General features: G+C 43.6%; 19 protein-coding genes. 6 read left to right on the top strand and 13 right to left on the bottom strand.

All coding sequences use genetic code 11. The annotated features are described in order from the left end of the window. Nucleotides 1-148: 148 nt before the first annotated feature. Complete coding sequence (locus H0R92_RS12720) at nt 149-1,699, bottom strand: BCCT family transporter (RefSeq protein ID WP_432965563.1); 1,551 nt, start codon at nt 1,697-1,699, stop codon at nt 149-151. Then, nucleotides 1,696-3,477 carry a phosphotransferase gene (locus tag H0R92_RS12715; protein ID WP_432965560.1) on the bottom strand — a complete coding sequence of 594 codons (1,782 nt, stop codon included), beginning with the start codon at nt 3,475-3,477 and terminating at the stop codon, nt 1,696-1,698. Before H0R92_RS12715 ends, H0R92_RS12720 begins: the two co-directional genes overlap by 4 nt. Nucleotides 3,478-3,580: 103 nt before the next feature. On the opposite strand from H0R92_RS12715, the gene H0R92_RS12710 reads away from it, so the two are divergent. From H0R92_RS12710 to H0R92_RS12700, 3 genes are all read left to right on the top strand, one after another. After that, a complete protein-coding gene (locus H0R92_RS12710; protein WP_432965557.1) occupies nt 3,581-4,021 on the top strand; it encodes a sodium:solute symporter family transporter in 441 nt (146 codons plus the stop codon). A 249-nt stretch (nt 4,022-4,270) separates the two neighbouring features. Further along, a complete protein-coding gene (locus H0R92_RS12705) occupies nt 4,271-5,158 on the top strand; it encodes a DUF2156 domain-containing protein (RefSeq protein WP_432965555.1) in 888 nt (295 codons plus the stop codon). After that, the gene (locus tag H0R92_RS12700) at nt 5,155-6,474 is read left to right on the top strand and encodes a pyridoxal-phosphate dependent enzyme (protein ID WP_432965552.1); all 1,320 of its coding nucleotides are present in this window, start codon (nt 5,155-5,157) and stop codon (nt 6,472-6,474) included. Before H0R92_RS12705 ends, H0R92_RS12700 begins: the two co-directional genes overlap by 4 nt. A gap of 64 nt (nt 6,475-6,538) precedes the next feature. On the opposite strand, the gene H0R92_RS12695 is transcribed toward H0R92_RS12700, so the two are convergent. From H0R92_RS12695 to H0R92_RS12685, 3 genes are read right to left on the bottom strand one after another with little or no spacing between them, the layout of a single operon-like run. Beyond that, nucleotides 6,539-10,144, bottom strand: a complete 3,606-nt coding sequence (locus H0R92_RS12695) for an alpha-amylase family glycosyl hydrolase (protein WP_432965549.1) — start codon at nt 10,142-10,144, stop codon at nt 6,539-6,541. Between the two features lie 32 nt (nt 10,145-10,176). Beyond that, nucleotides 10,177-11,265: a radical SAM protein gene (locus H0R92_RS12690; protein ID WP_432965546.1), complete on the bottom strand. Its 1,089-nt coding sequence runs from the start codon at nt 11,263-11,265 to the stop codon at nt 10,177-10,179. A gap of 14 nt (nt 11,266-11,279) precedes the next feature. Continuing rightward, nucleotides 11,280-11,690: a hypothetical protein gene (locus H0R92_RS12685; RefSeq protein ID WP_432965543.1), complete on the bottom strand. Its 411-nt coding sequence runs from the start codon at nt 11,688-11,690 to the stop codon at nt 11,280-11,282. A gap of 89 nt (nt 11,691-11,779) precedes the next feature. On the opposite strand from H0R92_RS12685, the gene H0R92_RS12680 reads away from it, so the two are divergent. The 3 genes from H0R92_RS12680 (at nt 11,780) to H0R92_RS12670 (ending at nt 13,296) form a co-directional block, all read left to right on the top strand. Further along, the gene (locus H0R92_RS12680) at nt 11,780-12,226 is read left to right on the top strand and encodes a PTS sugar transporter subunit IIA (RefSeq protein WP_432965540.1); all 447 of its coding nucleotides are present in this window, start codon (nt 11,780-11,782) and stop codon (nt 12,224-12,226) included. 121 nt (nt 12,227-12,347) lie between these two features. Beyond that, complete coding sequence (locus H0R92_RS12675) at nt 12,348-12,782, top strand: hypothetical protein (RefSeq protein WP_432965537.1); 435 nt, start codon at nt 12,348-12,350, stop codon at nt 12,780-12,782. 67 nt (nt 12,783-12,849) lie between these two features. Continuing rightward, nucleotides 12,850-13,296, top strand: coding sequence for a hypothetical protein (locus tag H0R92_RS12670; RefSeq protein ID WP_432965534.1), 447 nt, complete (start codon nt 12,850-12,852; stop codon nt 13,294-13,296). A gap of 38 nt (nt 13,297-13,334) precedes the next feature. Here the strand turns inward: H0R92_RS12670 and H0R92_RS12665 are convergent, their stop codons facing one another. From H0R92_RS12665 to H0R92_RS12630, 8 genes are all read right to left on the bottom strand, one after another. Further along, nucleotides 13,335-14,138 carry a transglycosylase SLT domain-containing protein gene (locus H0R92_RS12665; protein WP_432965531.1) on the bottom strand — a complete coding sequence of 268 codons (804 nt, stop codon included), beginning with the start codon at nt 14,136-14,138 and terminating at the stop codon, nt 13,335-13,337. Between the two features lie 99 nt (nt 14,139-14,237). Next, nucleotides 14,238-15,434, bottom strand: a complete 1,197-nt coding sequence (locus tag H0R92_RS12660; protein WP_432965528.1) for a phosphoglycerate dehydrogenase — start codon at nt 15,432-15,434, stop codon at nt 14,238-14,240. A 35-nt stretch (nt 15,435-15,469) separates the two neighbouring features. Next, entirely contained in the window at nt 15,470-16,582 is a 1,113-nt protein-coding gene (gene serC, locus H0R92_RS12655) for a 3-phosphoserine/phosphohydroxythreonine transaminase (RefSeq protein WP_432965525.1), read from the bottom strand. A gap of 22 nt (nt 16,583-16,604) precedes the next feature. Continuing rightward, nucleotides 16,605-17,264 carry a winged-helix domain-containing protein gene (locus H0R92_RS12650; RefSeq protein ID WP_432965522.1) on the bottom strand — a complete coding sequence of 220 codons (660 nt, stop codon included), beginning with the start codon at nt 17,262-17,264 and terminating at the stop codon, nt 16,605-16,607. Nucleotides 17,265-17,574: 310 nt separating this feature from the next. Continuing rightward, on the bottom strand, nt 17,575-18,657 hold the full coding sequence (locus H0R92_RS12645; RefSeq protein WP_432965519.1) for an ABC transporter ATP-binding protein: 1,083 nt from the start codon (nt 18,655-18,657) through the stop codon (nt 17,575-17,577). Nucleotide 18,658: 1 nt separating this feature from the next. Continuing rightward, on the bottom strand, nt 18,659-20,368 hold the full coding sequence (locus tag H0R92_RS12640; RefSeq protein ID WP_432965516.1) for an ABC transporter permease: 1,710 nt from the start codon (nt 20,366-20,368) through the stop codon (nt 18,659-18,661). 69 nt (nt 20,369-20,437) lie between these two features. Beyond that, the gene (locus tag H0R92_RS12635) at nt 20,438-21,466 is read right to left on the bottom strand and encodes an ABC transporter substrate-binding protein (RefSeq protein WP_432965513.1); all 1,029 of its coding nucleotides are present in this window, start codon (nt 21,464-21,466) and stop codon (nt 20,438-20,440) included. Between the two features lie 228 nt (nt 21,467-21,694). Then, nucleotides 21,695-21,989, bottom strand: a 295-nt coding sequence (locus H0R92_RS12630) for a PD-(D/E)XK nuclease family transposase (RefSeq protein ID WP_432965510.1), incomplete at its 5' end; no start/stop codon positions are given.

The raw sequence follows: 21,989 nt of genomic DNA, 5'->3' as shown, positions 1-21,989 counted from the left end.
AGTACAGCATACGATATTTTCGCCTTGCTTGCAAGGCGCTTTGTAAGCAAGGTACTTTGCTTGCAAGATAGCGGGGGCATCGGAATGTCTCCACTATCCTGTTTCAAAATTCGGCGGCTTTTTTTGCCTCCTTTTGCGTGCGGATTTTTTACCGCTCGGTCGGAGCAGCCTGTTTTAAATCCTTAAAAAGACTGACGACGATAAGGATTATAATAATTCCCAAGGGAAAAGCCGCTATGATGGACAAGCTTTGCAATTGGTTCAAATCGGTTCCCACTAAAATAAGAGCGGCGGGCAGCACAATAAACACAATCGCCCAAAATGCCCGCAGTCCCTTTTTCGGTTCGGCGTTTTTTGCAAGGTCGGTTTGCGAATAAGAGGCGATAACCAAGGTAATGGCGTCGAAGGTGCTTGAATAAAAGGCTATCATTGTAATTATTAAAATGCCGAAAATCAATTTTGAATAAGGAATTGTCTTAAGAATGTTTATAATAACGTCCGCAGGGGCCGCATTTTGAAGCGCATCGGCCGCATTATAAATTTCGTGAACCTGCAAGTGTAAACCGTAATTACCCAATATCATAAAAGAACAGTATGTTCCGGCAATACCGCACAAAAGGCCGCCTATAACGGTGTTTTTAATCGTTCTGCCTTCCGAAATCGTTCCGATAAAAAAGGGCGTTGCAACGAACCATGCAATCCAATACGCCCAATAAAAGATAGTCCAATTTTGCGGAAAGCCCGAACCCTCCGTGCCGGAAATTCTGAGGGGGTCCATCCATGTAGACATGGAAAAGAAATTTTGAAGTACTTTTCCCAAGCCGCTTATACTTGACTCTATAATGTACATTTTGGGAGACGCTACAAAAACGGAAATTAAAAGAACGGAAAACGATATAACCGATATTTTGGCAAGTTGCGAGATTCCTTTAATACCCAGTAAAACGGCAGCCGTATACACTGCGGCGATAATCAATAAAATGCCGAGCGTTAAGAATTTACTTTCGGGAATACCGAATAAATGCGACACCGCCGAAGACAAGAGGGGTGTCGCCAACGAAAAGGTTGTCGCCGTTCCTGCAAGCAAGCCTACAACGGAAAATACGTCAATCAATTTACCCGGGAATCCGTCGATTTTATTACCGAAAATAGGCCGGCAGCTTTCGGACAGTTTTTGTTTTGTTCTGCCGCGCACATGGAGCATATAGCCGAAGGCGATCGCCGGTACTATATAAAATGCCCAAGGAGTTATGCCCCAGTGGAAAAGCGGATAAGCCGATGCCCAATCCTGTTTTTCGGCCAGGCTCAAGCCCGTCATACCGAAGGGACTTTCGTTAAAATAGTATGCCCACTCGATAAGCGACCAATACAAAATATCGGCCGCCATCGTCGAAGTAAAAATCATAGAACCCCATTCGAAATCGGAATAGCGCGGTTTGTTGCCGCCGCCCAATTTTATGGAACCGTATTTTGAAAACGCAAGTCCTATGGCGGTAAACACCAAGCCCAAGCCGAGCAGCATATAAAAAAAGCCGAGTTTATTGACGAACACATACCATAAGGTATCGACGACTTTCATGGAAGCATTCGGAAAACGCAAAAGCAAAGCTGCAATTAAAATAATGACCGCAAGCGGCACGACGGTAATCAATCGGTCGATTTTTCCCTTTTGTTCGAATGTGTTTTTTTCGCTGTTCATAATGTATTTGCCCCTATCATATGTTTTATTTTTTTATAATAGTCTTTTGCATATCGGTACATTTTAAGCCCGTATTCGTCAAAGCTTATTCCCAAAGCTTCTTTATAACATGTCCACAATGCCCATAAAAATCCGGAAAGAGCCGTATAAGAATAAATCCGTATACGTTCTTCATTGCTCGGTTCTCTTTCAAAATACAAGCGCATAAGATGTTCAAGTTCCGCATTGTCGTAATACGCATAAATGGCAAACATCGCTATGTCGGCAAGGGGATCGCACATGCCTGCATATTCCCAATCTATAAGTTTAACCGTTTCTCCCTGTATAATGAGGTTGTCGGGAATCAAGTCTATATGGGTTAAGCAGCGTTTTTTCGGCATGGAGTCGAGCATATCCAACAGTTCGTCCATCTTTGTGCGCACTTCGCGGTAATCATTATAAAAAATACCGTTTTTTTTCTCGGTAAGTTTTTCATACCACACAATGCGCTCTCTAAAATCGAAGGAATGACGAACGGTTAAACCCGAATTATGCAGTTTTCGCGCAGCCTGCATACACAGTTTAAGGTCGTGTTCGTTGCGCGGATCGGCATTGCGGCAATTTTCAATAAATTCGGTAATTTTTACACCGGTTTTCGGATCAAAATAGATAATCGTATCGCTTAAGTTTAAAGGCGCGATGGTTTTATATACTTCATATTCTTCTTTTCGCTTAATTAAATCCTCCGTCCCCTCACCCGGAATTCTGAAAATATAATTTTCGTTTTCCACTCGAAACAAAAAGGATTTATTGGTCATACCGAATTTAAGCGGTTTTAGATGCGTAATGCAATGCTCTTCTTTTTTAAATACCTTTGCAATCAGCTCAAGCCACTTATTATGCGATGCCGTCAAATAAGACGGATCGAACAAGCGTATTTCGTCAAGCGATTCGAATTCGTATACTTGGTTGTCTTTTTGCTTATGTGCGAACATCGTTAAGGTTTTTATATTACGCATATATACGTCTTCCCAATACCAATCGTCGCTGTCATCTCTTTTATATGCTTTTTCTATAAGCGGTTTTATTTTTTTTGAAAAATCTTTTGAAAAATATGCCGGGCCGTACATAACCCAGTCGTCCTTACCGCCGACTGTAACTCCGGTTATTTTATCGTTTAGTCCCGTTTTTAATACCCATTCGCTTGTTTTTCCCTTCATTTTAACCGCCGAATACCATGCATCATATTCATGCGAGCGGTACATGTTTTCTCTTATCCAGTTGTCGCTGGATAAAATGTAGGTGTTTTTTAATTCGTTCCGTACATGATACAGGGTCGAAAGGTTGTTTTTTGTTTTAAAGTCGGGGTTATACACAAGCTTTACATCGTACTTATCGATAAGGTATTCAAAGCTTACTTTTAAATATCCGACAACAACGATTATATCGTGTATGCCGGCTTCTTTAAGCTGCTTTATTTGACGTTCTATCATACGTTCGCCGAACACTTCCAAAAGTCCTTTGGGCGTAGTATAACACAGCGGGACAAAACGCGAACCGAAGCCTGCCGCCATAATGACGGCGTTATCAACCTTGCAAGCCTTAAATTCCGCTAAAGCTTTTTTAGTCAACGCTTTTTTTCCGTTTGCGCTTTCGGACAAAAAGCCGTCGTTTTGCATAGCGGCTGCAATTTTATTTACATATGCCGGCGATATGCCCAAAGCCGCGGCAATTTCCCGCTGGGATGCGTGTTGGTTTTTAAGCATCAATTCCGTTACTTGAAAATATTTTTTGTTCATAATGAGAAAAAGTATACAGCATATTTTGTTCACTGTCCAGTGTTTTTTTTAAAAGGAGTGAACGTTTTGTTCGCAGCTGCCGCGTTTTTTCGAAAAAACCATTTTGATATGCTTTAAGTATAATAAGACAAAAGTAAAAATTACGGAAAAGAATATCAATACTATCTCTCGTGTCGTCATTTTGGCTTTAGGTATCGGCAGTGTTTTGCTTGCAATCAAACCGCCGGATCTTATCTTCACCTTGATTATGTTTTCGATTGCCCTTGTTATGCCACTGTTTCCGACTTTGATTTTTGCCATCTACTGGAAGCGCGGAACGACTCCTGCTGCAATCAGTTCATCCATTCTCGGCGTTATCACCGTTTTAATAACCTACTACTTCGGTTACGGTAATACGTGGTATGGCGCTTTTGGTATGCTTGTGTCAATACTTGTATTCGTTGTCGTATCTTTGTTAACTAAAGACGATTCCGCAGAAGGATCCGATTTTTATAAAGCGCTCGATACGGGAATGAACAAATACTACAATCTTCATGTTGATTAAAAAATAAATATTGAGATTTTGCAATATGCAATGACCGATTAACCGGCATGGGTGCTTTTTACAGGTATCCGTGCGGATTAGTCTGTCATTGCTCTCGCCGATTCTGCGGCAAACCGAATGATAATAAAACTGTACCGATGACATTCAAAAAATGCGGAACAATTTATCGAATTATGTCAATAATGTGCGGTTTTCGGAAAAATCGTATCCTGTTTTGACTTTTTGGGTAAAATAAGCTATTATTAAGTGATGAAGATTATACCTGAATTTCCTGAATTTGCGGCCGTGTCGGCTTCTATGTACAAGGAACTGTATCCCTTTTTAAATAATTTGCCGGACGGTGTTTCCGAATTTACCTTTTTGAATTTATATTTACACCGTTCAAAGTATAATTATGAAATAAGCCGTCTTTCCGAATCGACCTTTGTGGTCAACGGCCGCGACAAAAAAGGCGGTTTCTTTTTTATCATGGGCGGTTTACCCGAAAAAGAGCACGTGTGTTCGCTGCTTAAAACATACGGCAGATGGAAAAACATAGGTCAAACGCATTATGATGCTTGTTTTAATTGCATGACCGAAATGGGCTATACACTTCAGGAAGACAGGGACAATGAAGATTATCTTTACACACGCGAAAGCCTTGCAAGTCTTGCCGGCAAAGCGCTGCACAAAAAACGTAATTTGGCAAACGGATTCGAAAATACATATACATGGGAAATACAGCCCCTAACGGAACAAAATGCTGCGGATGCCGGCTTTGTGCTTGATGCATGGGTTGCTTCGCGCGGTGAACCTGCCGATTACGATCAATGTGCAAATGCATTGGAAGTAATTGCGGTAACCAACCTTGAAGGATGGATTGTATATGTTGACGGAACCCCTGCGGCATGGGCATTGGGCGAATACATTGCCGGCGGAAAAATGTTTTTGGTGCACTTTGAAAAAGCGGTCGATTCTTACCGCGGAGTTTATCAATTTATCAATCGTGCAACCGCCCGGGCTTTGCCGGATACGGTCGAATTCATAAACCGCGAACAGGATTTGGGCGATGAAGGTTTGCGCCAAGCGAAAATGACATACCGTCCCTCAGGTTTTGTAAAAAAATACTTTATAATGAATACCGAGGCTGCCGGATGAACTTTGTGAGTACGCGGAGTATAAAACGGCAGGTGAGTTTTTCGCATGCCTTGATGGACTGCTTGGCACCGGACGGCGGCGTGTATGTTCCCGCTTATGCCGAAGATTTGCGGCCGTGGATTATGTATATGGACGAACATACTCCTTTTAATTCCATTGCCGGTTCTTTAACCTCCGCACTTATCAAAGAAGAATTCAGTCCTATAATCAGTGAAGCGATAGCCGCCCAAGCGTTCCCCTTCAGTCCCGAACTAAAACGGCTTGACGAAAATCTTTATGTACTTGAATTGTTTCACGGTCCATCCGGTACGCATAAAGATTTCGGTATTTCCTATTTAGCGGCTTGTTTGGAACATATTTTATTGATGCGCGAATCATCGGCCGTAATTGTCGCGCCGACAAGCGGAGAAACCGGAGCATCGGTCGTGCAGGCTCTTAAAAATAAAAAGCATTTAAAAGCGGTGCTTTTATATCCGCGCGCAACAATGTGCGGTATCGAAAGCGGCGATTGTGTATGGAACGGCGGAAATGTGTATCCTGTGGAAGTGGACGGAGGTATACAAGACTGCATTAATTTAAGCCGCCGCTTATATGCCGATTCCGACTTGGTTAAAAAATATCGATTAACCCTCGCGAACACAGTGAATATAGGCCGTTTGCTTCCCCATACTTTTTTGTATATGTATGCTTTTTCACGCTTACGCAAAAAAATTTATGCGGATATATACTATGCAATGGATTCGGGTAATTACGGCAACTTAGCTGCCGGCTTATACGGTTGGAAATTTTCGCTGCCTGTAAAAGGTTTTTTTCTGGATTCTTCTCCGGCCTTATCCTGCGACGCACAGGGAAAATGCTGTATGCCGGACTCAATTGTGCCGCTTGAAAAACGCGGGGCGGCGGATCCCGCCTTGCCGTCAAATATAGAGCGTTTGGAAGAAATCTTTACGGCGAGTCCCGCCGTTATGAAAGGACTTGTATATACCGCCGGCGTAACCGAAACGGACGCGGCCGATGCATTCAGGCATTTATTTACATCTTACCGTTATTTTGCAGATCCGAATTCCGCCCGTGCGTATGCCGCCGCCCGAAAAAGACGGGATATCGCCGATACCGACGATACCGCCATTGTGTTAATCGCCGCCGCCCATCCGTGTTTATATTCCGAAAAAATGCGCTTATGGTGCGGAGAAGAACCTCCGGTAAAAAAAGAGCTTCAAAGGCGGTATAAAACGGTCGTACCGGAAAAAAAGATACCGGCGGATTTTAATGCATTGGAGCGCATTCTTACCGAAATATCCGCCTCGGCCGAATGAGCTAAAACCGGATAACACCGGATAGAGCTAAAACCGGATAAAGTGCCGGTTTGGACTTGAGTTTTCAGCTTTGCCGTTTTTTTGTGCTTTGTTTGTTTTTTTTCGGCTCCAATAAAGCGGTGAATATGTCGGCTTTATAAGACGATTGTTCGACGGCTGTTATGACTTTTTGCCGGACTTTTTCGGCGGCGGCAAAAGATGAAGGTTTTGCATCCGAAAGCGCATAGTGTAAAAAAAACGCCCATACCGTTTCCAAGGCTTTTTCCCGGTTAAACCAAACAATGTTTTCAAAGAGATTTAACCCCAAAATCAGCGGAGCGTTTTTATCTTTTATAAGACCGGATACGCATTCATAAACGGCCGCTTCCGTGTTTTGCCGCAAAGGCGTATATCGGCAAAGAAGGTCGGCTTTTTGCATTCGGATAAGGTGCGCATAGGTCGAATCGGATATATAGCCGTAGGACTTTAAAAGTTTGTCCATTTTGCGGTTTAGATTCCATTGTTCGATATATTTTTTTATATCGGCGCGGTCGTCTGCAAGGTCTGCTATGACACAGAGTATAAAATACGCTGCGGTACTTTGCGGCATAAACGCTTGTTCGGCCAATCCCTGATACAAATAGTTTATAAACGTATTTTTTTTGTCCTTGTTTTTTTGTTCGTGCGAACACAAAGATACAAGGTGCCCGATACGCTTTGTAAAATTTTCCCATGCGTATTCCGCTGCGGATTTTTTATCGGCCCGCTTAGGTTTTGCGGGTAATTTCGGTTCCGGCACAAGGCTGCCGTCTATATTAACCGAATCTTTATTTATAAAATCTTCAAGCACTTCAAAATACTCAAAAGCCGCTTTTTTGTATTTTTCCAAAAGCTCGGAAAGTTCCGGTGCTGCGGGGCTGTCTTTAGGCTGGAGGTTCGGAAGGCACAGGGCTGCAATGCCCGCGAAAAATTCCTTTGAAGCAAAGGCGGCTAAACGTTCATACAAATCTTTAAAAAGCAAGTCTTGCAGGGCTTCTTCTATGCTTTCCGTTCCCTTTCCGCTTAAGGCATCGCAAAGCAAAGCATAACGTCCCTGTGTAAAATCGGAAGCGGCGGTCGTATCGGCCGTATCGCATACTTCATACATATTAAGCAAAACTTGACATTCAAAACCGTTTAATTGAATAAACATACCCTTTTCAAACAAATCGGTATTTGCGCGGATAAACCATAGGCGGCTTTTTTGTTCTTGAAAAATGCAATAAAAGTTTTTTGCATCGGTTAGGCCGAGTGCGGCCGCAAAGTCCTGTGTTTTTATATGTGCCGAAGCATCCGTTCCGTGCTGTGCCGAATCGTAATTTTTTTCCGCGTACGGACAAGAGGTTTTTACCCAGCCTGCCGCCCTGTCGTACACATTGTTATAAAATACGGCGGTTTTTTCCGTACCGCAGCGGTTTGTATAGGCAAAAACGTTTTCGTTTACGTTTCCGCCGTTCCATACATCATAAAATCGGAAATTCTTTACATCGGCAAACAAATGCCGTTTTTTTATAAGAGGAAAGATTTCTTTATTGTGGCGTTCTACCAAATCCCTGTTCTCCGTTTCATTCCATTGTGCGCGGGTAAATTCCATGCCGTATTTTTCGCCGAATCCTTCGATTTGGCCGTGTCCGAACATCGGAAGGCCGGGCATGGTAATCATAAGCGTACATACGCCGAAATATTTATCGCCCGTACCGAATTGGACGGCAGCCGTTTCTTCGTCGGGATTATTCATAAAATTGACAAAACGTTTTAAAACTTGCGGATCAAACTCAAGGGTGTTTTTTATCGTTGAACGGTATTTATAATTTTCTTCTTTTTTCAGCATATTCATAAATGCGCTGTTATATACGCGGTGCATACCCAGTGTGCGTACAAAATACCCTTCCATCATCCAAAAGGCTTCGGCTAAAAGCAGGGTGTCCGGCACTTCACTTGCAACGCGGTCTACGACTTCGCGCCAAAATTCATTCGGAATTGCCTGTTCGAAGGTTTCGTTAGTTATACTGTGTTCGGCTCTGCTTGCTATATCGCCTCCGCATCCGGGTTCCGGATACCAAAGGCGGCGTATATGCTTTTTTGCCAAAACCATAGCCGCATCGAAGCGGATAATCGGAAAGTTGCGCGCAACATGAAGAATCTTTTGAATAACTTCTTCGCGGGCTTGGGGGTTCAAAAAGTCTATTTGGGCGGTATCGTTCCACGGAAGTCCCGTCCCGTCGTTTCCGTGATATATATAGCGAACGTCTCCCGTATAGCTGTCTACACGCTTAAACACAACGGCACAGTCGGTTTTTGAAAAATATCCGTTTTCCAAAAAAACGTGAACGCGCGGGTCAAGAGAAAGATTTTCGCCGCTAAAACCGTAAGAGGGGAAGGGGCAGTCTTTTGATTGCATAAACAAATCGGGTTTTTCGACAACCCAGCGCGAATCCATTCCCGTATGGTTGGGAACCATGTCGGCTGCAAGGCGGATACCCCGCTGCCACAAGCGTGTACGTAAATTGTCCAAAGCCTGCCACCCGCCGAGTTCATCGGCGATATCGTAATCGTATAGACTGTAAGCGCTTGCCGCAGCATCGGCGTTGCCGTTTATTTGTTTAATGCGCTTGCTTGCCCAAGAGCGCTGCCATATACCGATAAGCCATAAACCCGTAAAACCGCGCTCGGCAAGTATATTTAATTCTTCGTCGGGAATGTGATCCAAGCGCCGTATATCGCGGCCGTATTTTTTTGAAAGCTGATCAAGCCATACGAGAACGGTTTTTGCCATCAATACGACGCGGGGCATCCATTCGGTATCGGGGCTGAATCGTTCGTATTCTTTAATTAAACTGTCATAACTGTATGCTTGCATCGGCGGAGGGGAAAATCCGCCCGCTCCGGCACCGATCCACGCAGGTTTTTCTTCTTCCGTAATGGTACCGATCGCCGATAAAAGACGTACGACAGTTTCTCCGATAAGATCTGCCCAGCAGCGGATAATATAGTCAAGCTGCCCTTTTAAACTGTTCGGACTTGCCTTTGCCGGTTCGCGCAGCAGGGTGATTAAATCGGTATAATTCGGGCCGAAAGTCGGCTGAGTTTTGAAAAAATCCTGAACTGTTTTCCATAAAAGTGCATAATCGGGATTTTTTGCAAGATTTGTATCGTCAAATAAAAATAAAAAAGGAGAAAAAGCGGGATTTTCAACCGCAATGTGAAGTAAAACAATTTCCTGCAAAAGACAAGCTTTGTTCGGCTCTCCTTGTGTACTGCCGGCAAGGAATGTTTCCACACTTGTTGTTTTACCGTAAACCGGAGAGGGAGGAAAGGCGGCGGCAAATTCGGTTAAAAGGGTATTCAGCTTTGATTGTCCGATTGTGTTTTCGGCATTATGCAGGGCGTCGATAAATGCGGTCGGATTTTTTTGTTTGCAAAAATCTATGCACAGGCTGTGTAAAATCTCGTTTATAAGCCCCATGGCGTTTAATTCTCCGGCATGTATGTATTGCTGTGCGGGTAATCCTTTTTGTATTGTATCGTTGATATTTTTTGCCAATAAACGAACTTCTTTTATAGTTGCACAAGAGCCTTTTCCGGTTAGTGTAAAAAAATCGGGTTGTAATTTACATATGTCCCGTATTGTTTTTAAAATATGAAATTCCATTCTATGCGGCTCCTTTATCTTTCTATTTTATCCTATAATTGGCGGTTTGTAAAACCGTTCTTCCAATGCCACAGCGGTTTTGCCAAAGCATTTGAAAAAGGCTGAGTGCGGTTAAAATCGGGAAGCCACGAATCGTCGTTTTCGAGTTCTTGATAAAACAAGTGTTCAAAATCGTATTCGAATATAAGGCTTTGTATTTGGTCAAATTCTTTTTCGTTTATAAAGCGGTCGGGGAAAACGGGTTGTGTTCGGTTTTTGTCCCGCCCCGTATGTGTACGGACGGGGGTGTATTGACTCATAAGGGAAATGCATGCTTTTCCGTCCGCATGTTCTTTAAGCCAATCCAAAACCTGCCGTGTGTTTTGAAGACAACCGGGCAATACCAAGTGGCGGATAATGACGCCCGAAAGCATTTTTTCCGGCGTCGAATCCGTAAATTGCAAGGCGGACAATTCAATCATCCGCTTTATAGCGGACTTTGCGGTTTTGCCGTAATCTTTTATGCCGAAAAGGGAAAGGGACATAGCGGAATTCAGGGTTTTTAAATCGGGAAGCCAAATATCGGCCAAACCTGCAAGCATTTCAAGAGCTTCAAGGCTTTCGTATGCCGAAGAATTCCAGCATACGGGAATGCCCAACCCCGCTTTTTTTGCCGCGCCGATACCTTCGGCGATTGCGGGAATAGCATGACTCCCTGTAACAATATTAATGTTTTCGGCGCCTGCGCTTTCCAGTGCCGAACATATGGAAACGAATTCATCCGTGCTTACCGCCCGTCCCATACCTTCGCGCGAAATCTGGTAATTTTGACAAAAAGAACAGCCTAAATTGCAGCCGCTTATAAAGATCGTTCCCGAGCCTCCGCGCGCCGTTACCGGCGGTTCTTCTCCGAAGTGCAGACATGCCGAAGCTATTTTCAACTCGGCGCTTTCGTTACAAAATCCCGTTGCGCCTGCTGCGCGGTTTACTCCGCAGTTTCTCGGGCACAACGAACAGGATACGTATGCTTTTGAGGGTATATACGTAATGCCCGAATGAGGAACATCCGCTCGTAAAACATCCGCATGCGGTGCATTTTTTTGAAGGGCAGAATGGGTGTCGGCATTGTAAAAAACATTCATACTTTTTATGCACCCTACAATACGTTTTTGCTCATAAGAATCGACATCAATTCCGTTAAGGTATCGATAGGCAGCTGTTCGGCTTCATAATTGATTATTTCGCGCAATTCTTTCCAATCGCTTTGCGAAAAATCCGTATCGTTTTCTCCCGTATATGTTCCATTTAAAATATCCGCCGCATTTAAAAGCCATGATATGCTTTTTTCGGAAGGTTCGGTTTCGGGATTTTGCGAACTAAAAATACACCTTTTTAACCAATAGCCGGCAATTTCGGCAGGCAGATTTCCCAATTCCCTGTACAGAGAACTGAAATAATCCGCGACAGCCTTGCTTGCGCGCTCGCCGTTGTACATACCGTCGTTATGTGCACGGTCGTGTTTTATAATTCGTTTGATATCCGAATAAAGTTTTTGTATATCGTCCATATGTGCAGTATATCATATTTTAAAAGAAATTTGCTGAAAATATCAATTTTATTCTTGACTTTTAACGATACAACTCTTAGAATAGTAGTATGAATTTACGAACTGTTTTAACGACGGACACTGTTGAACTTCATTTGAAGGGAACGACAAAAGAAGAGATCATCGATGAGATGTTGGAGATTCTTATTAAGGCAGGCAAGGTAACGGATAAAAAAGCCGCTCTTGAATGTGTGCTTGACCGTGAGAAAAAAATGTCTACAGGTATGAAGCACGGTATCGCAATTCCGCACGGAAAAACCGACACGGTAAGCGATTTGGTTGCCTGTATCGGTATTTCCGACAAACCGGTTGACTTTGATTCTTTGGATCAAGAACCCTGCCGGATTTTTATTATGACCTTATCTCCCGTAAACAAAACGGGTCCGAACCTTCAGTTTTTGGCTGAAGTAAGCTTATTGTTTAAGAGTGCGGACAAACGTCAGGAAATATTAAAAACAGATGATAAAGCGGAAGTTATCAGGATTTTAACCGAATAGCTTTGCGTTTATGTTATAATAGAGATTCTCGTTGTGTTTATTAAAGCCGCCGTTTTTATAATCGGCGGTTTTGTTGTATTTCCATGCCAATGTGCAGCGCTAAAAGATAAAGGAGCGGTTTATGTCATACGATGTGTATACTATCTATTGGGATGAGGTTGAAGGTTTTGACCGTGAAGTGTATAACGAAGCCTTTTTAGCCGATGTACGTGAAAAACTTAAAAAAAACGAAGAAAGTATAAACACCCCGCTGTACATAGAGCCGCGCTTTTATTCGGGCACGGGAGATTTTTGGGCTTGCGCACAAACGTATTCGGAAGAATTATTTGAAGCGTTTACCGCGGCAATGCTGCATACTGCGCGCCGCCTCAAGGACTGCAAGCGCATTGCGGGCTTTATACTTCCCGACTTCGATACGGATTGGGCGGCCCTTTGCGCTGCGGGAATTCCTCCCGAAAAGACCGGTGAGTCGCCCCGCGCCTCATACACCGATTTTTTTAAGGGAGCTTTTGCAAAAAAATATCCGCACTACGAATTTATTGAAAGGCAATCTTGACATATGTTAATAGATATGTTCTAATTTGTTAGCTGAATTTTATACTTTTAAAGAGGAGCGGTTTATTGTGAAAAAGAAAAATTATGTGCTCAAACGACTGTTTTTACTTTACGTTACGGCGGGTGTGTTTTTGTCCGGTTGTGTAACTGCAACAACAATGATATGGGATGAAGACTTACCCGAAACGGAAACCGTTACTCTTTGGTGGGGCGGATCTGCAAGTACGGTCAGACCCGTTTTTTATAATAATCATCCGGTAGATTGGGAAATATCGAGCTGGGGATACAATCTTTTTAAGATACCTGCAGGAGAAACAAAATTTGTCCTTAAAGGCGAAACATCAATCCGCACTAATTTTATTAAATATTATAATTTTGACGGCGTTGAATTAGAATGTAACCTTGAACCCGGAAAAGAATATACGATATATTTTTGGGCCGGTAATGCAACGCTTCATCGCGGAAAATCCGTTCTTTCAAGCACTGTGATAAAGAAATTCGATGTAGACTTCTAGGTAAGCGGGGACCGGTTCTATCCGAAAATCCCCGTCTTTTACTTACCCAAAAAAGCCAAAGCTTTGTTTTCCTGATTTCGGAATGCGGCGGCTACTTTTACGTTAAACATATCTTCCAGTCCGCGCTTATAGGTAACGATATTTGAAATATGATTTAACGTCATTTGCGGGGTGCCGTTATTGCGTACCCGGTGTGTTCCCGCATTGTACATGGCAAGGGCCGATATTTCGTTGCCGCCTATATCGAGGCAATAGCGTAAAAAAGCCAAGCCCTGTTTTGCGCTTACATAGGGATTAAAAAAATCTTCTTCGGTAAAACCGGGAAAAGATTCGCTGTTTAATTGAAATAAACCGCGGTCGACCGAAGCATTTCTGTTGCCGTTTACGGCCCGCACTTTGTACCGGCTTTCGTTAAAGGCCAGCGAAAAAGCGAGCGGAAGCGGAATATTGTATATATCCGCATATTCCAAAATCGCCAAAGTGACATCCCGATTACCCGTTATTTCTTCATAAAAAGAGATAACCGCATTACGGGAAATAAGCTGCCGGTACATTTCAAGCCCCGAATCCGAGTTCAGCCCCTTGTTGTGAATTTCCATATGGACGTTTGACGGCGTTACGGCATATTCGATCGGTTTACCGAGCAGTAAAGCACCCGTTTGCGTTTGGTTTTCAAGCCAGTCTTTTTCTGTGCGGATTCCTTTTTGTGTTTTAGCGCTTTCGATTGTTTGCGGTAAAAAAAAGGCTACGGAAAGGGCTGCCGATAAAAAAAGTAAAATAAAGGCAAGCGGCCCGGCACATATTTTCGCTAAGTCGCTGTTGCCCGTTTTAGTCGATTGCATAAAAAACTCCAATTTGATATGAAGTAAATATACAAAAAAATAAGAGTTATGGCAATGCAAAATGGAGAAAATAATCGTATTTTATGCAATATTTCGCATTTACTGCGATTGTTCTACATACGGATTTATAAGACGCACGCTGATAATTCCTTCAATATTAGATATTTTTTCGATAACGGCAGCATCCGGAACGCCTTCTATATCGATGATATTGTATGCCAGCTCTTCTCGGTTACGGTTTATCATCGAATGAATGTTTTGCTGCGCTTCGGCCAATACGGTGGTAATTTGTCCGACCATGTTGGGAATATTTTTGTTTGCAATGCACAAGCGTGTTCCGCCTTCGGGAATGTCGCCTTCCATTTTACATTTGGGAAAATTAACCGAATTATCGATAGTACCTTTTTCAAGAAAATCGCGTACTTCATTTACCGCCATGAGGGCGCAATTTTCTTCGGCTTCGGGGGTTGAAGCTCCCAAGTGAGGCAGGCAAATAATACCTTCGGTATTTAAAAGTTCTTTATCGGTAAAATCGGTAATAAAGCAGGAAACGCGCCCGTCTTTAACGGCGGCGCACATATCGGCGTTTACTACCAAACCGCCGCGCGCAAAATTCAATATGCGTACGCCTTTTTTAACGTTTTTTAAGCGTTCGGCATTGATTAAGCCCTTTGTTTCAACCGTTTGCGGAATATGCAGCGTGATATAATCGGAGCGCGCAAATAAACTGTCGAGGTTTTCGGCTTTTTTTACGTCGCGGTTTAACGCCCATGCGGCGTCTACGGAGATAAAAGGATCATAGCCGATAACGCGCATTCCCAATTCGATTGCCGCATTGGCAACCATTGCACCGATTGCGCCCAAACCGATAACGCCGAGCCGTTTGCCGCGCAGTTCGGGGCCGGCGAATTGCGATTTTCCTTTTTCCGCCATATCGGGAATGTCGCCGTCGGCATCTTTTAAGCTTTCCGCCCAGCGGTTTGCCGCAATAATCGGACGGCTTGAAAAAAGCAATGCGGCGATTGTCAATTCTTTTACGGCGTTTGCATTTGCGCCGGGCGTATTAAAAACCGCAACTCCTTTTGCGGTTAACGCGGAAAGGGGGATATTGTTTATACCGGCTCCCGCGCGTGCAACCGCCTTTACGGTTGCAGGGATATCCATACTGTGCATGTCGGCCGAACGGACGATTATCGCGTCGGGATTTAAGATTTCCGAAGCGATTTCGTATTGGTCGCGCGGAAACTGCTCCAAACCTTTTGAAGATATTTTATTCAGCGTTTGTATTTTGTACATAAAAACCTCTTTTTCTTTTGTGCTGTTTTACGGTTTTACCGTGCGCGGGCTTTTGCAAAGCCTTCCATAAACTCAATCAATGCGTGCACACCCTGTATATCCATTGCGTTATACAAAGAAGCGCGCATACCGCCGACCAAGCGGTGGCCTGCAAGATTTACCAAACCCGCTTTTTCCGCTTCGGCTACAAAGCTTTTGTTTAAGAGGGCGGCTTTATCCGCATCTTTTTCACGCGTTAAAAAGGGGATGTTCATAAGCGAACGGCTGTTTTTTTCGACCGGAGAAAAGTAAAAATCACTTGTGTCCAAATACTCATAAAAGAGGGCGGCTTTTTTTTCGTTACGTTCCTTCATGCCCGCAGCCCCGCCGTTTTTTTCTATCCATTCGAGTACCAAACCCATCATATAAATATTCCAGCAGGGCGGGGTGTTGTACATAGAAGCGTTTTCCGTATGCGTTTTATATTGGAGCATAGTCGGTGTTCCGTCTGCGGGGCTGTCCGTTACAAGGTCTTTTCGGATAATAACCAAGGTAAGGCCTGCAGGGGCAAGGTTTTTTTGCGCCCCCGCATACAAAAGACCGAAGCGCGAAACATCCAGCGGCTCCGATAAAATACAGCTTGAAATATCGGATACGAGGGGAATGTTTTTGCCGTCCGGCCCTGTTCCCGTTTCGGGGATATGCTTCCAATGCGTTCCCATAATCGTATTGTTTAGGGTGATATGGGCGTAGTCGTAATCGCCTTCGATTTTTTTTACATCGGGAATATAAGTAAAGTTTTTATCCTGCGAAGAAGCGATTTCTTCGGCTGGTAGATATTTTTTTGCTTCCGCAAGGGCTTTTTTTGCCCATACGCCCGTATTGACATAGGCTGCTTTTCCGCCTTTTTTTAAGTTCATCGGAATCATTGCAAACTGAGTGCTTGCCCCTCCCTGCAAAAACAATACATCGTAATTTTCGGGAACATTCATAAGGCGGCGCAATAAAGCTTCCGTGTTTTGTATAATCGGCTCAAAGGTTTTGGAGCGGTGGCTCATTTCCATAACGCTTTGGCCGCTTCCCTGCCAATCGCTCATTTGCGATGCGGCCGTTTGCAGCACTTCTTGAGGCAGAACCGACGGTCCTGCGGAAAAATTGTACACTTTCATAAAATCCTCCGTAATGTATAATTCAGCATGCCAGATTTTGCAGAGAAATCGACAGCGAAAGGTTTTCGACCTTTGTTTGTTTTGCCGCCGGTAAAATTACCGGACTGTAATTGACAATCCCTTTTATGCCGCACGCAACAAGACGCGCGGCCGTATCGCGGATATTTTTTTCATCCGCGCTCAAAATTGCGTATCCGATGTTTTCGGCAGCGACAACACGTTCGAGCTGCGTCAACGGGTAAAGCGGAAAGGGAGCGTTGAGCGTTTCAACGCGGTTTAAGCTTGAATCGAAACCGGCTGCAATGACAAAGCGCGAGTGTTCCGGTAAAGGACTTTCCATAAGGGCTTGACCGAAGGCGCCCAAACCGATAATGCAGCATTTTTCGCTTATGCTTTGTGCTGAAGGAAATAAAGCGCTTTGAATTGCCTCGATTAATTCGGTGCGTCCGTAACCGTTTGATTTTCCGCGCACGCTTTGTATTCCCGCTTTAGGTTGTCTTAGGTTTTTATGCTGCGGCATTTTTTCGGCATTCAATATGTAGGACAGGTCTTTGCGGATTGTTGCGCTTGTCCAGCCGGTTAATTCCTGAAGCCGTGTCGAAGTAAGACTATTTGCCTTCAGTTCCTGTAAAAGGCGGGAAAGCTGAACGAGGCGTTTTTTTGACGGTTCGGGCACATACATACCGATTCCTTTTGGCATACCGATTTACGGCGGGTTTTCTGTGAAATTAATCACAATAATTAAGCATATTATACGGTTTTAAACTTTGTTTGTCAATACGGAACGGGATTTTGTATATAAAAGCAACAAAAAAGCGCATTTATTGTGAAATAAATCACAATAAATGCGCTTGGCCGTATATAGTTCGCGATGTGCGTATGCGATACAATCGGTACATAAAAAAGGCTGCCGAAAAACTTTCCGGCAGCCGCATTCGTGCATTTAAATCGCATGCTTTACAACGCGTACATGTGCGTTGTGTACAAACACACTATTTTGTTTCGAGAATGTGGATTGATTTTTCCTTTATGCCGAAACTTATTTCGCTTCCTTCTTTATACACGGTTTTTGCCGAGGGGTTATAGTCGGAAAATTCAAGTTCTTTGCCCTGAAAGTTAACCCAATAATCCTGGCATACGCCCATGTATACGCTTTTTACAACCTTTGCTTTAAAGTCGCCCTTACCAACTTCAACGGCTTCGGGGCGTACAACCATTTCGATGGTATCGCCGACATTCCACTTTGTTTTTTTGGGAATAGAATAGGTTACGCCTTCGATATCGACTTCTACCGATGTATCGGTTTTCGATTTGATAACCCCGTTTATAAAGTTTGCTTTACCGATAAAGTTTGCAACAAATTCGTTTGCGGGAACTTGATACACTTCTTCGGGGGTACCCACTTGCTGTATAATGCCGTCTTTGAGGATAACAACTTTATCGCTCATCGCCATAGCTTCGCTTTGGTCGTGGGTTACATAGATTGAGGTAATTCCCGTTTCTTTTTGGATACGCCGTATTTCGTCCCTCATGTGCAAGCGCAGTTTTGCGTCAAGGTTTGAAAGCGGTTCGTCGAACAACAAAACACCGGGGCGAAGGACTAAGGCGCGCACAAGGGCGACGCGCTGCTGTTGACCGCCGCTCATTTGCGCCGGAACGCGTTCGGCAAAATCGTCCATTTTTACAACTTTAAGACCTTCCGAAACCCGCTGCACCATTTCGCTTTTTTCGCATTTTTGCAGTTTTAATCCGTATGCAATATTGTCGAATACGTTAAGATGGGGAAAAAGCGCATAGTTTTGGAATACCATACCCAAACCGCGTTTATCCGGCGTTTTGGCAATAACGTCTTCGCCGTCTATAATGATTTTTCCTTCGGTAGGCATTTCAAAACCGGCAATCATACGCAGTATTGTTGTTTTTCCGCAGCCCGAAGGTCCCAAAAGCGTTACGAATTCTCCGGGATTAATCGTTAAGTTTACCTGCTGAACGGCGTTTACTTTGCCGCGTGTGCTTGTCGTAAAGGTTTTTGTTAAGTCGACAAGCTTTACTTCCTTTGCATTATTTTTACTCATTTTAATATCCTTCATCGAGATTTATTCCCATTTTTTTCATAAAAAAGTACATAATCGACATAAAAAGCGCAACGATTGCAATTAATACAAGACAATACGCATTTGCCGCGCCGTAAAGGCCCTGGTCTACTTGATTCATAATTGCAACGGTCAGCATTTGCCATTTTGCGGAAACCAAAAAGATAATCGTACTGACAAGGGTCATGCCCCTTATAAAGGCGTACACAAGCGAGCTGAAAAATACGGGGCGGATAAGGGGAATCGTAATAGACGAAAATACCTTTTTCATACCCGCACCGCTTATTGTCGCGGCTTCTTCGATAGACGGATCTATTTGTTTTAAAGCGGCGATGCCCGCCCTTGTTCCGATAGGCATACTTCGTATAACAAGGGCTACAACCAAGATAAAACTTGTGCCCGTTAAAATAACCGGCGGCGTATTATAGGTTAATACGTAGCCGAGACCCAAAACCGTACCGGGCAGAGCGATTGCGATTAAAATAAACCATTCGAGCGTACGTTTGCCGGGGAAATTTTTTCTTACGATAAGGAATGCCGATACCATTGCTAAAATGGAAGAAACGGGCGTTGCAATCAATGCCAAAATAGTGGTGTCTTTTATATATCTTCCGCCGTAAGAAAAAACGTATTTCATCCATTTTAAAGAAGGCGAAAAATCGGCGCCCCACATTTTTACAAAGGCTCCGATAGGCACCATTGCGTACAGCAAAAGAACAAACAGCGATAAAAGCAGACAAACCGTATATATGGGCACGGTGGCCTTTTTCGATTTAATAAGATTTCGCTGTTTGGAAGCTTTTCCCGTAACGGTTACGTAGGATTTTTTTCCTATAACGCTGTTTTGAAGGTAAAAGGCCAAAACCGAAATAAGCAAAAGAATTACCGCCATCGCCGTAGCTCCGGTCATATCGTAACTTCCGATTCCCTGCTGGTAAATTTGAACGGCCATAGTCGTAAAGTTGCCGCCGATAACGATTGCGTTGCCGAAATCGGCTAAGCTTTGAATAAAAAGCAGCAGCGCGACGTTTGCCAAACCGGGGGCCATAAGGGGCAGGGTAATACTTCTAAAGACACGGTGTTGGTTGGAGCCTAAAGCTTGAGCCGCTTCTTCGATGGACGGGTCGATGTTTTGCAGCATGGCGGTAAGCATGAGGTAGCCGGTCGGGAAAAAGGATAAAACTTGCGTAAATGCCAATCCCCAAAAACCGTAAATGTCGGGGCGAATGCCCAATAATTTGTATGTAATAAGACCGCTTCGTCCGAACAGTAAAATAAAAGCTAAAGAAATGACAAAGGGCGGAGATACCATAGGAAGAATCGAAAAGATTTTAAAGATTCGTTTGTGCGGTATCGCCAAATAGGTGGTAGCATATGCAAAAATAAAGGCGATGAGCGTTCCCAAAAGAGAAACGACAATGCCTAAAATTAATGTATTGTAAATAATGCCCAAATCATAGGCATTTTTAAAAATATTTATATACGATTGAAACGAAAATCCGCCCTTTCCCAATACGCTTTCTTTTAGTATTGTAAAAAGCGGGATTACAATAAACATGATGACAACGACGCTTACGCTTATGACGGAAGCCAGTTGAACCGGATCCCGCATTGAAAAACGCAAATCTTTAAAATGCATTGCAAGCGCGTTGTGTTTTTTTTCGGTAACTTTAGAATAATTTTTATCCGACATTCATATCCCCGTTAAAAAAGGGGCTGTCTTAAAAGCGGCCGGCTTTTAAGACAGCCCGGTTAAAATCGATTATTTTTTGGGAGGCGTTGTTTTGGTAAGTGTGTTAAACTTATCAAGGAATTCAGAACGGTGGGCTCCCGACCATGCGTCGTCCTGTACAATCAATTTTGCGTTTTTAATCGATTCGACTTCTTTCGGCGGGCGGGCTTTGGGGTTCGTTAAAAACTGTAAAGCGTTAACCGTTTGTCCGATTTCCTGACATTCGGCGGTCAGGGCAAAGTCTATGAATTTTTTAGCCGCATCCATTTCTTTGGCGCCTTTGATAATTGCAACCGCACCGATTTCATATCCGGTACCTTCGGAGGGGGTTGCCATAATGATGTGGTTGTATCCTTCGCGTTTAAAAGAAACCGCGTCATGCAAATAACCGATGGTTAAAGCGGTTTCGTGCAGCTGTACCATTCTTCCGCCCGCCGAGCCGCTTTTTGTGTATTGGCGTACGTTGTTGTTGAATTTTTGGATATAATCCCAGCCTTTTTCTTCGCCCATTACCTGCAAAATGGTGGAAAGCATATTGTATGCGGTTGAAGAAGAACCGGGGTGAGCCATAACAATTTCGCCCTTAAGTCTGGGGTCGAGAAGATCTTGCCATGAGGTAGGAAGTTTCATATTGTGAGAATCGAACCAGTCTTTGTCGCCGTAAAATCCCAAATAACCCGAATAAATTCCCGTCCATGCACCTTTTGCATCTTTAAACTGTGCGGGAATGTTTTTTGCTTCGGGGCTGATATAGTGTTCGAGCAAACCCTGATTGTCCGCTTCGATAAAGGTTAAAGAACCGCCGCCGTACCATACGCTTGCTTGCGGATTTTCTTTTTCGGCTTTAATTCGTGCGAAAATTTCACCGCCGCTCATACGGACATAGTTTGTTTTAATTCCGGTTTTTGCTTCAAACGCTTTGCAAACCGCAGCAGCATGTTCTTCCAAAAGACCGGCGTACACCGTTAATGTTTGTTCTTTTTCACCGCTTCCGCCTGCAAATACGGGAACGGCGGCAAAAACCGCAATAGCTAACATAAAAACCGCTATTTTTTTCATTTTTTGTCTCCTTAAGACAGTGTGGATGTATAGAGTATCTTGTTATGATACTTTTCCATTCTATACACTGTTTGTCTTTTTGTAAAGTTCTTTAAAATGAAACAGCGTAACAAAGTGTCAGCTTTGGAAGCTGTTTCATAGGTACAGATTGACAAAAAAACAGAGTTTTTCCGGAAAAGCTGCACGTAATGAGTTTTGCGCCAGGGAGAAGTAAAAAAGCGCAAGACGTTACAGTTTTTCTATTTCCGCCTCGGAAAGCCCGGTGATTTTGTGAATATCACCCAAAGGGTAATTCATCGACTTCATTACAGCTGCCGTTTCAAGTTTTGTTTGCCGGGCGCCTTGGGCAAGACCAATAGTTTCGCCCTTGGAAATACCCGCTTCCAAACCTTTGGTATAACCGAAATGTTCCCAAGAGGCCTTATCGTGTTCATACTTCATGCGGTTTTCATACAGCCACCGCTCTTTCGGGTCCTGCAGCATTACGTCTACCGTTTCATTTGCCTGTTCCATTGCAGGAGAG

The sequence above is a fragment of the Treponema sp. OMZ 840 genome, assembly GCF_050937815.1.
Lineage (GTDB): Bacteria > Spirochaetota > Spirochaetia > Treponematales > Treponemataceae > Treponema_C.
This window is presented reverse-complemented; position numbering and strand designations above follow the sequence as displayed.